Source organism: Paenibacillus sp. FSL H3-0321 (genome assembly GCF_038002865.1).
Lineage (GTDB): Bacteria > Bacillota > Bacilli > Paenibacillales > Paenibacillaceae > Paenibacillus_AQ.
In genome coordinates this window covers 3,939,612-3,951,865 of sequence record NZ_JBBODH010000001.1, presented here as the reverse complement: position 1 = coordinate 3,951,865, position 12,254 = coordinate 3,939,612, and the positions used below count along the sequence as shown (strand labels likewise).

Annotated in this window: 12 protein-coding genes; 10 read left to right on the top strand and 2 right to left on the bottom strand. The window is 49.6% G+C overall.

Annotated features, from left to right (window positions below; genetic code table 11):
- Nucleotides 1-48 precede the first annotated feature (48 nt).
- Nucleotides 49-759, top strand: a complete 711-nt coding sequence (locus MHI45_RS17470) for a DUF421 domain-containing protein (protein ID WP_076113559.1) — start codon at nucleotides 49-51, stop codon at nucleotides 757-759.
- 153 nt (nucleotides 760-912) lie between these two features.
- Here MHI45_RS17470 and MHI45_RS17465 read toward each other — a convergent pair whose 3' ends face one another.
- Entirely contained in the window at nucleotides 913-1,263 is a 351-nt protein-coding gene (locus MHI45_RS17465; protein WP_076113558.1) for a helix-turn-helix domain-containing protein, read from the bottom strand.
- 153 nt (nucleotides 1,264-1,416) lie between these two features.
- Here MHI45_RS17465 and MHI45_RS17460 point away from each other — a divergent pair, with 153 nt between their 5' ends.
- The 4 genes from MHI45_RS17460 (at nucleotide 1,417) to MHI45_RS17445 (ending at nucleotide 3,915) form a co-directional block, all read left to right on the top strand.
- Nucleotides 1,417-2,238 (top strand): DNA-binding protein, encoded by an 822-nt coding sequence (locus tag MHI45_RS17460; protein ID WP_144024458.1) that lies wholly within the window; start codon nucleotides 1,417-1,419, stop codon nucleotides 2,236-2,238.
- A 91-nt stretch (nucleotides 2,239-2,329) separates the two neighbouring features.
- A complete protein-coding gene (locus tag MHI45_RS17455) occupies nucleotides 2,330-2,512 on the top strand; it encodes a hypothetical protein (protein ID WP_076113557.1) in 183 nt (60 codons plus the stop codon).
- Nucleotides 2,494-3,072 (top strand): hypothetical protein, encoded by a 579-nt coding sequence (locus tag MHI45_RS17450; RefSeq protein ID WP_076113556.1) that lies wholly within the window; start codon nucleotides 2,494-2,496, stop codon nucleotides 3,070-3,072. The genes MHI45_RS17455 and MHI45_RS17450 overlap by 19 nt, the downstream gene beginning before the upstream one ends.
- Before the next feature lie 87 nt (nucleotides 3,073-3,159).
- A complete protein-coding gene (locus tag MHI45_RS17445; protein WP_076113555.1) occupies nucleotides 3,160-3,915 on the top strand; it encodes a sugar phosphate nucleotidyltransferase in 756 nt (251 codons plus the stop codon).
- Between the two features lie 106 nt (nucleotides 3,916-4,021).
- On the opposite strand, the gene infC is transcribed toward MHI45_RS17445, so the two are convergent.
- A complete protein-coding gene (gene infC / locus MHI45_RS17440; RefSeq protein ID WP_076113554.1) occupies nucleotides 4,022-4,537 on the bottom strand; it encodes a translation initiation factor IF-3 in 516 nt (171 codons plus the stop codon).
- Between the two features lie 139 nt (nucleotides 4,538-4,676).
- Between infC and MHI45_RS17435 the strand changes: the two genes are divergently transcribed.
- From MHI45_RS17435 to MHI45_RS17415, 5 genes are all read left to right on the top strand, one after another.
- The gene (locus MHI45_RS17435) at nucleotides 4,677-5,135 is read left to right on the top strand and encodes a RidA family protein (protein ID WP_076113553.1); all 459 of its coding nucleotides are present in this window, start codon (nucleotides 4,677-4,679) and stop codon (nucleotides 5,133-5,135) included.
- Between the two features lie 16 nt (nucleotides 5,136-5,151).
- On the top strand, nucleotides 5,152-6,480 hold the full coding sequence (locus MHI45_RS17430) for an Imm51 family immunity protein (RefSeq protein WP_076113552.1): 1,329 nt from the start codon (nucleotides 5,152-5,154) through the stop codon (nucleotides 6,478-6,480).
- 1,003 nt (nucleotides 6,481-7,483) lie between these two features.
- The gene (locus MHI45_RS17425; RefSeq protein WP_076113551.1) at nucleotides 7,484-9,940 is read left to right on the top strand and encodes a hypothetical protein; all 2,457 of its coding nucleotides are present in this window, start codon (nucleotides 7,484-7,486) and stop codon (nucleotides 9,938-9,940) included.
- Nucleotides 9,941-10,122: 182 nt separating this feature from the next.
- On the top strand, nucleotides 10,123-11,019 hold the full coding sequence (locus MHI45_RS17420; protein ID WP_076113550.1) for an ABC transporter ATP-binding protein: 897 nt from the start codon (nucleotides 10,123-10,125) through the stop codon (nucleotides 11,017-11,019).
- Nucleotides 11,016-12,251, top strand: coding sequence for an ABC transporter permease (locus MHI45_RS17415; protein ID WP_076113549.1), 1,236 nt, complete (start codon nucleotides 11,016-11,018; stop codon nucleotides 12,249-12,251). The genes MHI45_RS17420 and MHI45_RS17415 overlap by 4 nt, the downstream gene beginning before the upstream one ends.
- The last annotated feature ends 3 nt before the right edge of the window (nucleotides 12,252-12,254 follow it).

Below are 12,254 nucleotides of genomic sequence, written 5' to 3'. Positions count from 1 at the left end.
TGTTTCTTTTGAACCCGTTTGGAAATAATGGGGGGAGGAGGCTTGAAGATGAACTATGTAGAAATTCTAATGCGGACCATTCTCGCAGTGGGACTGCTGCTGCTCATTCCCCGAATCTTAGGCAAGCAGACCCTTTCGAGCATGACATCGAACGATTTCGTGACCAGCATTACGCTGGGCTCCCTGGCGGCCAACCTGGCCTTTAATATTAGCCTAAAATCCTCATATCTTGTCCTGTCTCTGGTTGTGATTACAGCCATCTCGTTCCTGCTCTCCTTCATTGCGCTCAAAAGCCGCAGCCTGCGCAGCTGGATCTCCGGCTCCCCCACCGTACTGATCGAGGACGGCAAAATCATGGAGGCCAACATGCGTAAGATCCACTATACGCTGGATTCGCTGGACCAGGCGCTGAGAGAGAAGGATATTTTTAATATCGAAGAGGTCGAATATGCGGTGCTTGAGGATAACGGACAGGTCTCTGTTCTGAAGAAGGAAGCGTATCAGTTCGTCACGAAGCAGGATCTGGGGCTGCAGCTGCAATCGCAGGTTTTTCCCGTGGAGCTGATTATGGATGGCGTGCTGGTGGAGGACAATCTGAAGCGGAACGGGCTGACCCGGGAGTGGCTGGAGAATGAGCTGAGGCAGAAGCAGAAAGGGAAGTCGCTGGCCGATGTGTTCTATGCGGTAAGAGGCACGCGGCAGCAGGTGGTGTTCGATTTCTATGAGGACGGGATACAGCAGCCGCTGGATCAGGAGTAGGGTCACACAATTAGAAAGTTATAACCTTGAGGTTCTTTGGAAACTGGTAATACTCGGGTGACCGAGACACATATATTTTTTTCATGTAAGACCTCGAGTGCAAAGAGACCCTAACTGCCAAGTAAGGGTCTTTTTACTGTGTATGAGTCCTTTTTATTTGACCTCAAAAGCTCCCTTAACCTCTCTAACTATCCTTTTCATCGTATCAATCTGCCTAACACTCAACTCACTAACAGTAACCGCATATTCATCAATTGCTCTACGCTGTGCGGCCTCTATCTCACTCAAATCATCATGATTTTGAAATAACTCTGTAGGTTGAATTTTTAGTGCTGTAACTATCTTCTCCAATGTATCAATTGAAAAATTCCGTTCGCCACGCTCTACTGCCCCTATGTATGCATCATCCAGGTTGGATAGTTCCGCTAACTGTTGTTGTGTTAATCCCTTTGCTTTTCTTATAGCCCGAATTCTATCTCCGACTGTATTCCGTAAGTCTGTCATGGTAATCACCTCTCCTAAAGGTTAGGAGAGTATGGGCACAAATAGCAGGGTTATAAAGGCGGTAAAATATATTGATAATACTACTTTATAGTAGTATATTTGATTTATTGTACTACTTCTTGGCTAATATATAAAGAAAAAAGGAGGCATACCGTGTACCCTTCCATTATGAAATCACTGAATCCGGATATTATCGTTGAGATGCTGGAATTGGCTTATCGCTTCGAGGATTGGGACAAGATGCTGAATACGACGGGTATTCTGTACAGCTATGCACAGTGTATCTATGAGGAGCGGCAGTATTGCAAGGCTAAGAAGCTTCCGGTACAGATTCTGGATACGGAGCGCCCTCTGGTATATTATTTCGGGTTCAGTCATCTGATGCGGGGCATCGTGTGTCAGAAGCAGGGGAAGTATGAGGAGGCTAGAAATTCCATATTCTGTTATGCCGAGCTTGGCTGGATGGAGGACCTTGGTGAGGACGGAATTGAAATAGCCGAGGAGTTCAGATACCTAGCCCGTGCCAACCTGTATATCGTGGAGATTCTGTCTGGCAAGACAGAATTACTGGAGGGGTATGCCCGTTTCTTGCAGGAGAATCCCGAAGAGCTGCTGCCAGGATTAGATACAATATTACAGGCTGCGATACAGTACGGGCTTGATGTAGATGGTTTGCTGCACACGTTCGCGGAACAGAGTGCCGGATTTGGGGACTATGAGGATGCAGACAATATCTCGCATTATTACAGCTATTGTTATCACTTGGCGTTATATCATAAGCGGGAAGACAGAGTACCGGAGGCGCTTGACTGGACTATGAATTGCCTGGAATTGTTTCACCGTTCAGGCCATGATAGAAACTTCAAAAAATGTCTGGCACTGTTCGAGTTGCTGCGAGTTGCAGCGACGGATGAGCAGATTCAGCGTTATCAGAATATTATGATGCAATTCTTACCTTTTTCTCCTGTTCACTAGCGACTTGGCTGGACATGACCTGCAAAGCATTTCACAGCATCTTAAGTCATGTGCGGTATATGATGTTCTCAACATAGAGACCCACTTTCAAATGAGTAACAGAAAGCCCTTCTTCACCCTGTTGCTGATTCTGAGTTGTCTGATTTCGACGGGGCCGCAATTTATTTTGCCTGATTTGTATAATACGATTACGGGTCAGGTCCCCTCGTGGCATTCCACAGATGGCATCGCCGGACATGGGGCATCGGAAATCGCTTGGGAATTCCGGTATTAGAGGTATTTGTTCTTGGGCAGTCTTTCTTTGCGAACTTTGGACAAGTTCTTCATCTCGTGTCTATGCTTAGTGTCGTCCCGTTTATGCTATTATGGCGCAAAGATATTGAGTCCACCCTGCTGCATCTTCTGGAACGCAAAGAGCTCAATTCTGTGCCTTTCTTCAAAAAAATCCCTACCGTCCTGCTGCTTTTATTGCTGCTAATGAACGTCTGCGGTACCTTCAAAGCGATCATGTTAACCCATACATATGCGGGGCCGATTATCGAGCGAATTGATCCGCCTCTGGGAACAGCGATTACACAAATTCCTGATCATATTCGCATCACCTTCCGAGCGGTTCCGGTACAACACTCAGAACAATTGATAACCACCTCCATAAACTACGAAACCAAAGAACCTCCCGCCATTAGCGCGAACTGGCTGGATGAACGGACGATGGAGATTTCCTTGTCCAGACCGTTTCAGGAAAAAGAAACCTTGAAGCTTGAGTATTTACTTAAATTTGTCATAGAGGATAGACTCTGGTTCAATGAGGTGGCGGGCGTAGAGTATAAATGAATCCATTTCTACTAGGCTCGCTTGGCTGTCCGTCGCCGGTGGTATATAGTAGAGGGACATTTTCCAAGGTAGAGGAGCGAACAGGGAATGATTGCATTAATCTTGGCTGCGGGGTATGCGACCCGCCTCTATCCCTTAACCAGGGATACGCCGAAGCCGCTGCTTCCGGTTCAAGGAAACCGTACGATTCTGGATCTGCTGGTTGACCGACTGGAGGTACTGGAGGAGATTACGGAGATTCTGATTGTGACGAACGACCGCTTTTTTCATGCTTTTGAGCAGTGGCATCAGCAGTACAACGGGCCGAAGCCGATTCGTATTCTGAATGACGGAACCTCTTCCCCAGAGGGGCGGTTAGGAGCGATTGGCGATATCCAGTTTGTCATCGGACGGGAACAGCTGCAGGATGATTTGCTGGTGCTGGCGGGCGACAACGTGCTCGGCTTTGGCCTTGAGGGGTATCTGGATTATTTTCAAAAAGTGGATACAGACTGCATTCTGGTCCGGACAGTGGACGATATCGAGGAACTGCAGAGTGTTGGCGTGGCGGAGCTGGATGCACAGAGGCGTGTCCTTTCTTTAGAAGAAAAGCCGCAGTCACCCAAGACGAACATTGGTGTATTTGCACTCTATATCTACAAGCGATCTACATTGCCGTTATTCTCCCGTTATCTTGCCGAAGGTGGCAACCCGGATGCGCCGAGTTATTTTCCCGAGTGGCTGCATTCCCGCCAAGAGATGCGGGCCTACTATACGGAGGGTACGATTGATGATGTGGGCACCCCGGAAGCTTATGCCCAGATGCGGGCTAGACTGGGGAACGCCCAAGAGAAGCAAGGTTAATCTTCAAGCTGTAAGCAGTTCATCCTGTAGGGGATGGACTGCTTTTTTTCGTACGCCCAGTATGGGCGTCAGCTCTAGGGGGAAGTCCCGAACAGGGGCTTACCGCTTATCGCGGATTTACTTTTACCTGCGAGCCTTTGCCGCTGGTTTGGATGCCGCTTTCCTTCAATCCGGCTTCCTTCAAATCGCCCAGCAGCCGCTCCAGCACTGCCTTGGCTGCTGCTGCCTCCTTCGCTCCGTTCGCCTTCACGACCAGCTGCACCGGCTTGCCGGAGCGCAGATGCTTGTCTGCCTGGCGCAGCTTGGTATCGTAGTCATGCTCTTCGATGTGAGCTGTGAAACGAAGCTCCTTGACCTTCCCGCTGCCGCTTTGGCTTCCGGCATGTCCAGCGCCCGCTTTGCGGGACGCGGCTTCCTTCTGCGCAGCAGATTTTCCCTTGCCCTTAGCGATCAGGCTGCAGGGAGGGGGGCTGCTCATCAGCGAGGTGCAGACGAGGTCTGCACCGGCAGAGCGGGCCATCGCCAGCGCTTCCGCTCGCGATAACGTGCCGAGCTTCTCCCCCTTGAGGCCGGTCAGCACCACCTCGGATGCTTTGATTTGCTCGTTGATGAATACGGCCATGGAAATGGGCCCTCCTTTGTAAACAATGTTAAACCTATTTTATACGAAATGAGGCTGCGGTTCACCTATACGCTAAGGTTGATTTTATTATCTAAACGGTTAGAGTAGAATTAAACACTTCTATGCGGGAGGAACAGCCATGTCTGAACAAACTGTAGCCCAGAGATTAGAGTTATTGGGGATCGTGTTGCCTAATGTCAGTGAGCCGGCCGCTAAATACGCAAACTATGTCAAAGTGAATAATCTGTTGTTTGTGTCAGGGAAGGGCCCTGCCGGGAACCCCAAGGGTAAACTTGGCGATACCTTTACTACCGTGGAAGGCTATCAATTCGCCAGGCAGGCCGGGCTTGAGGTTCTGGCCGTGCTGTCGTCGGCTTTGGAATCCCTGGAGCTTGTGCGAAGAGTGGTCAAGATTCAGGGGTTCGTCAATGCCACACCGGAGTTCGAAGAGCATCCTAAGGTTCTGAATGGCTGCTCTGATTTAATGCTTGAGGTCTTTGGTGACCGGGGAATGCATGCGCGATCAGTATTTGGTGCGGTATCCGTGAGAGAGAATCTACCGATTATCATTGATTCCATTTTTGAAATAGCAGAATAATCCGGGAGGCTAAACTATGGACAATCATTGGATGAACCAACTAACGCTTTGGCACGAGGCGGATGAATATCAACAAATCGTCGACAGCATTATAGAGATTCCTGCACAAGACAGAGATTATGCGGTCATCGGCCAATTGGCGAGAGCGCTGAATAATCTGGAGCGATACGAAGAGGCGCTGGAACAGCTTTCGGCTATTGCCGGGCAGGGAGCCAATGATCCGATATGGCATTTTCGTGCGGGATATTCCTACTACTATTTAAAACAATATGAGGAAGCTGCCAGAGCTTTTAAAAAGGCCGACGAACTGGACCCCGGAGACCAGGATACGCTAATGCTATTCAATTGGAGCGTGCGCGGCGCCGGGAAGCAGAAAAGGGAGCAGAAGCGTTTTGCGGCTGCACAAATGGCCAAGGAACAGAGCGGTGATAGCAGCTCCTTTGAGCCAGCGGATTTCTCGGATTTTTGGGAGAACAGCGATTATGCTATAAAAGAATATGTATCCGAGCCGCCGACGGAGGAGATGATTGCCTCAGTGGAGCAGGAGCTGGGTTACAAGCTGCCGGCCTCCTATATTGAACTGATGAAGCTGCAGAATGGGGGGATCCCGCAAAACACCTGTTTTCCTACCGGGGAAGCGACGTCATGGGCGGAAGACCATATTTCCATTTCAAGTATTATGGGAATCGGGCGGGAGAAAAGCTATTCACTGTGCGGAGATTTGGGCAGCCGCTTTATGATTGAAGAGTGGGGGTATCCGGACATTGGGGTGGTGATTTGCGACTGCCCATCTGCCGGCCATGATGTAGTGATGCTGGATTACCGTTTATGCGGCAGAGAAGGCGAACCTGCGGTTATTCATGTCGATCAGGAAGGCGATTATGAAATTACGTTTCTGGCTGGCAGCTTTGATGCCTTTATCCGCGGATTGGTGAATGATGAGGAATATGATTATGATGTGTCTGAGGATGACAGGGATGATGGGCTTACTCAGGAGGCAATTGAAGGAGGAGAGCAGTTGAAACCCTTTATTCTGGTAGAGCAGGACAACGGCGGCATGTCAGTCATCTTAAACGCAGGCTCTTATAAAGCAGAACTATTTCAGATACGGGAAGACGAGGGCTTCGAAGGGAGCGGCTATGACTGGGCTTCCCTAGCCACTGTCTTTCTGGAAGAGAAGATGCCCGAGCTCGCGGACAGCATCCATTTTGACCCCGAAGCGGATATGTTCTGCGCGTATTCCAGCAATAGAGAAGCTGTGCAGAGCTTTGCGGCGGGCTTCAAAGCAGCTTGTGAGGACGACGCTCTTATCCGTGACTTATTCTCCCGTGCAGAACTCGATTAGCTAAACTACTATTAAGAAGGAATGAGAGCCGCTGCCAAGCGGCTTTTTTATTTATATCAGTTGAACTAGAGCATGTCTTCAAACTGGAAGAACTCTGGGGAAGCAAGGATTTAGTATTGAAAGTAGGGTCCCTAAAAGCCTGCAGCGGGTTCGTTCGCTCGTAAAGGACTCAGGAGGCGCTATGGAGAGTAAAACCCCTGTTTATTCTCTTTTGCGGACCCAGGCGACCTTATCTGCTCTGCATTCTATCTAAAAATGGCCAGCAGGGAGAAATAACTGCGCTGGAGTCCGTTTTCCTCCTGTAACAGGCTAAAATCCCCAAATAAGTGCAACTCGGTCCGTCCATGCTCAGAGCCAGGAATACACTTTCCGGACGCATACACGCCTTCGGAAGAAGAGCGAAGTCTCAAAAACACCGAGACGTAAACCTCCACCGAAAAAACTACCTAGTGGCGAAATGCCTTTCTCCGCATGTGATCAGAAAATGCTACTGTACCTATCATTCCTTAGGGCATACAGCAGCAGGTTTTGGCGGGTGAAGCGGTTTGAAGACACGCCCTAAAGAACTACCTATGTAGATTCAACTTGAAAAATTGAGATAAGGAAAGGGAGGAACGGAGGGGGAACTGGAGGAGCGGTAGAGTCCGCCTGAAAGCTTTCCGTAGGAAAGCTCGCATCGGAAGCATAACCAGTCTACGGATTTCAACCACTAAGAGCGGTATTCATCAAGAAATCTGTAGACAACAGCGGCCGGAAGTCCAAACATTTACCGCAGTTGCATACTATGCCGGATCGGTAAGTCTAAAGTTCGACTTATCTAGTTAAGAATTCTATACCTGCTTGGTTTTGCCAGCTGTTGCGCTTTTTGCTGCTGCATTCCGCAAGATGTTTGTGGGATGACGAAGGGTGCTTTTCGGTGTAAAACCTAAAAATATGAATTATGATTAGTCCATAAGAAAAATAATACGGCCCAAAAGTTACATAAGACGGCGAGGAGAGATGAATGGTGCTTGGACTATCCTTCGGGAACGGGATCACGCTGATACACTTCGAACAGCAGAAACCCAGGTTGTTCACTGCCGGTGATCATCTGGATTGCAGGTATATCAGAGCCTTCTTCAAAAGACAAGGCATGACGGCGACTCAATATATCGAACCTAATCTATCTAACATATATGATACAACTGCAGATATTGCTGCAATGGGGAATGAAATTATTGCACTTCATGTAACACCGTCAAATTACCGGTTATGTAAGCGGTTGACCTCCACCCTTAAGGAGCAGGAGGGGCGGAACCGGGTCATCTGGTTTGGTAATCTGGCAGCGGTTCTCGGTGAGGAAGTGTTCGGGGAAACAGAAGTGGACGGTTTGGTAAGGTGGAGCCCTGAGCGGACGCTCTCCCGGCTGGTGAATACAGAGGTAGAGGGCTGGTCTGCTGTGAATGGATTTACATCCCGGACCATGCTTGGCAGAAAGCCTGGTGGAGATTCGCTGGCCCTTCCCGCGGAGGAGGAAGCCGCGGCTGCAGCAGGCGTCATGGAGCTGGATGAGCTGACCGGGGTATGGGAGGACACGTCAGACCGGAGGCAGGCGGCGATGCTGTCAGTGAAATGTGCGGATCAGCTCGGCAATCCTCAGCATGTTGCCCAAGGGATACGGAGGCATTCTCCGGAGCGGCTGCAGCGTGATCTGGAGCTTGCGGTTCGGACATCCAGACAGATGGCGCCCGTCTTTACTATTGAGGGATTCGACCTGATCCGGGATGAGGCGCAGAGAGAGCAGATTCTGGAGGTTCTGGAAGAAGCGGAGTTCAAGGCTGGCTATAAGCTGACTGTTCCGCTGGAAGCCTGCACATATTCAATGCTGGAGCGATTTAAGCAGTGCGGCGTAGAACAACTTCAGATCAAGGTTCCGCTGGGTATCACGCCGGATGCCTTCCCGAAAGAAGAAGCAATTAATTATATGATATGGCAAAGGCAAACCAGTCAGCCGATGACCTTCTCCGTTACGCTCACCGATGACGGAAACCGGGAAGAAGACCCCAGCCTTACGGCGGAGCTGCTGCACAGATGGATCACTGAAGGAGTGATTGAGGCGGTATCTGTACGCGCAGAACCGATGGACCGGGCCAAAGCCATTCAGCCCGTCATTCTCCCGGAAGCCTTAGCCGCTGTAATGCTTGAGCATCTTACCACAGAGCAGCCTCGGGCCTTATTAAACGAATATACCGCCTATATGACCGGATATTATCCGCAGCAGGCGATCGGTGGTGGGGTCAAGCATATCGGGCTCACAGAACCGCTAGAGGAAGAAGTGCCAAGTAATTATTTTGGGGAGTACACAGTCCTCAATAGCGCACTCATATACGAATATAACCAAGTATACAGGGAAGACAAACCAAGCTATATCTATTATGATTCCGATGGGGTATGGAAGCGCAGCAACCGGAGATTTGAGGAATTGTCGGAGGCTGCTGACAAAGAAGAATACTATTTATCCAATGCTCACCAGGTGGTGCAGACGGAAGGAACTGAATATATTCTGCAGCTGAATGATTTTCTTCAGGTGGAGCCGATCCACATCCGGCAAATGGGCTATTCAGAAGCGGCAACCAGGGAACAGGATAAGAACAACTTGGAGTTCCAGATGCTAAGGATAACAACCATAGAAGATCTGGAGGCCTATCTGGAGGATGTGGACCATTTCAGCCGAACAGGGACCTTCCGGCACGGATATGAAATCCAGTCGTATCTGGTGGATAGCTGCCGCTGGTCGGGAGCCCAAGGTTGCACAGTGAAGCAGCTTCCGAGGCTGTTTGTAGACGGCAATCAGGCGGTATCCGGGTGCAGAGGCTGCGGCGCTATCGGCACTCTGGATGATTCTATGGATAGGTTGCTGCTGCAGACTGCGGTGGTCTCGGATCGGGAGCAGCTAGTAAGAGGCTGCGCGACTTGTGAAATTAACGCTTCCTGCACCAAATGCAGTTTCCTGCCCGCCTACATGAACCGCCAGCAATATTGTAATATCCGCAAAAAACATAACACAATGCACTTATATATGCAGACCATTGAATTGCTCAAAGGGCTTAACAAATACTCGCAGGCTTTAGACGGTCTTAGTGTGGACAATTTTCGGGTGTCGCTGCCAACCTGTACACACAAATACCCCTATGAGCGAAGAGGAAATGTCCACTCGGCAGTCGCAGATACCGTATTTCTGTTCTTCATCGGGGAAACTCCGACGGTCTACCAGACTGCCAGCCAGAAGTTACTGAAGCTGAGCGAGCCTATGGCACTGCTGCTGGAAGGAATGATGGCGGGCGCCAATCGCTTTGAATTGAAGCAGGCCCTTAGGGACCGCTACCAAGTCGAAGAAGAACAAGCCGACCATATCATATCCCAGGCTACAGATTTATTTATGCGGGAGGGATGCCTGAAACATCCTGTCGCAGTTTCGTGAACGTATCTTGCCACCTCACCTGCCTACAGCCCTATGGCTGTAGGCTTTCATAAATCCGAAAATAACAGTTTCTTAGTTATACATATATGGACTAACAAATATAGAGACGGGCCTGCCGGAAATCGGATATGTTCTGCTCTGCCACTTAACCCGAATTAAATTGATGTAATGGAGGAAACAGCATGGGACTACAGATTAATGGATTAATGAAGCAATATGGGAACAACCGGGTCATTCACGATATTACCCTTGAGGCACCTACCGGCAAGGCTTTCGGACTTCTGGGAGGGAACGGGGCAGGTAAAACAACGACCATCCGTTCCATCCTCGGATTAGTGGATTATAATGCGGGAAGCATTCTGTGGGAAGGGAAACCGATCCTGGAGAACCGTCCGAGCATTGGATATTTGCCGGAGGAACGGGGCCTCTATCCTAAGGAAAAGGTTAGTGAACAGCTGGTTTATTTCGCCAGACTGGAGGGCATGTCACGGCTGGCGGCTATAAAGGCCATGAAGCATTGGCTGGAGCGGCTCGGGGTCACAGAACATGAACATAGACGCGTAGAGCAGCTGTCCAAAGGGAACCAGCAGAAGGTGCAGATTATCTCTGCCCTTCTGCATGACCCCGAGCTGATCATTCTCGATGAGCCATTCAGCGGCCTCGATCCCATTAACTCGGATATGCTTGCGACGATCGTGAAGGAGCAGTTGTCGCTGGGAAAGACCATGATTTTCTCCAGCCATCAGATGGGGCATGTAGAACAGTTCTGCGAGGATATATGCATTCTTAAGCGTGGAAGAATGATAGTATCGGGCAGCATAGCAGACATTAAACGCTCCTATGAGCGCTGCAACGTGCTGCTGCGAAGTGATGAAGATCTCAGCCGGCATCTGGTGGCAACACATCTTCAGCCGCTTACCGCAGATGCAAAGGAATGGCAGATGAAGGTGCGGGATGAGGATGAGGCCAATGAGCTATTGCTGCGCTTGACCCAGATGGGCATCCGGCTGCTGAAATTCGAGATTAAAGAGCCAACACTGCATGAGATATTCGTAGAAAAGGTAGGTGAAGTGTCATGAGGAATTTTGGTCTGGTATTTGCTTACTCCTTCAAGGAACGCTTGCGTTCCAAGGCCTTTACCTATTTGACACTGATTATGATTGTGGCCATGGCTGCACTTGTACTGGTTCCAAAATTAACTCAGGATGACGGGAATTCCGCGAAGGGCGAAATTGATGTGCTGGATAGGACAGGTGCCATCCCGAACGCAGATAGTTTCAAGGAGAACGTATCAGCTTCCTATGACTGGCGGATGATCACCGAGAATGAAAGGGCTAGTGAGCTGAAGCGTCTGGAGGAGAAGGAATCACTTCTTGGGATTGTTCAGATTGAGAATCAAGGCAGCCAGCCGGTTCTTTCCTTAACCGTAAACAAGGCGGATGATGCTCCTTATATCCGCGAACTGAACAGCTACGTTCAGAATCAGTATACGATGTTTCAAATTCACCAACTGGGCCTGGGACAGGAGCAGCAGGAGCAGCTGACCTCAGCGGTTCAGATGCAAGTACAGGAGATGGAGGCCGGAAACAAATCCTTAACTACCACGTATTGGCCGGTCTATATGGTGACGTTCATGCTGTATCTTCTAATTTACATGTTCGGAAGCAATGTAGCAGTATCTGTATCCGTAGAGAAGGGCTCCCGGGTCAAGGAGATCCTGATTACGAAGGTTAAGCCGGTACAGCTTCTTTTCGGCAAGGTGTTTGGCGTCGGCCTGGCAGGCATTCTGCAGTTTGCCATTATTGTTGGTGCGGTTTACCTCATCCTGACGGTGTCGGGTACAGGCGGGGTGCTGGAGCTGTTCGGCATGCCAGTGGATTTCTCCATTCTGGGCGGAACCACAATTATGCTGTTAACTCTCTTTTTCATTCTCGGTTATTTCTTCTTTGCTGCCTTGTTCGCGGCAACTGGATCGATGGTTAGCCGCAGCGAGGAAATCAACCAGGTGACGCTGCCCATCTCGATTTTGCTTATGGCAGGACTCATTGTTGCTATGCTAGCTATGCTGAACCCTGACGGTACACTGGCGGTGGTAGGCTCATACATTCCTTTTTTTACCCCGTTCGTTATGTTCGCAAGAATTGGTGCCTCAGATCTGACAGTCTTGGAGATTGTAATTCCGACGCTGATCCTGTTCGTATCTACTCTGGCTGCTTGCTGGCTGTCGGCGAAGATTTATCAGGTGGGTGTCCTCCTGTATGGACAGAAGCTGAATCCTAAACTGCTCTACAAAGCTATAAAGGCCTTATAGAGG

Excerpts from the sequence above, each read along its gene's own strand:
- MHI45_RS17470 (WP_076113559.1), top strand. The coding sequence starts at position 49 with ATGAACTATGTAGAAATTCTAATGCGGACCATTCTCGCAGTGGGACTG.
- MHI45_RS17430 (WP_076113552.1), top strand. The coding sequence starts at position 5,152 with ATGGACAATCATTGGATGAACCAACTAACGCTTTGGCACGAGGCGGAT.
- MHI45_RS17435 (WP_076113553.1), top strand. The coding sequence starts at position 4,677 with ATGTCTGAACAAACTGTAGCCCAGAGATTAGAGTTATTGGGGATCGTG.
- MHI45_RS17425 (WP_076113551.1), top strand. The coding sequence starts at position 7,484 with ATGGTGCTTGGACTATCCTTCGGGAACGGGATCACGCTGATACACTTC.
- infC (WP_076113554.1), bottom strand. The coding sequence starts at position 4,537 with ATGGCCGTATTCATCAACGAGCAAATCAAAGCATCCGAGGTGGTGCTG.
- MHI45_RS17465 (WP_076113558.1), bottom strand. The coding sequence starts at position 1,263 with ATGACAGACTTACGGAATACAGTCGGAGATAGAATTCGGGCTATAAGA.
- MHI45_RS17420 (WP_076113550.1), top strand. The coding sequence starts at position 10,123 with ATGGGACTACAGATTAATGGATTAATGAAGCAATATGGGAACAACCGG.
- MHI45_RS17445 (WP_076113555.1), top strand. The coding sequence starts at position 3,160 with ATGATTGCATTAATCTTGGCTGCGGGGTATGCGACCCGCCTCTATCCC.
- MHI45_RS17415 (WP_076113549.1), top strand. The coding sequence starts at position 11,016 with ATGAGGAATTTTGGTCTGGTATTTGCTTACTCCTTCAAGGAACGCTTG.
- MHI45_RS17455 (WP_076113557.1), top strand. The coding sequence starts at position 2,330 with ATGAGTAACAGAAAGCCCTTCTTCACCCTGTTGCTGATTCTGAGTTGT.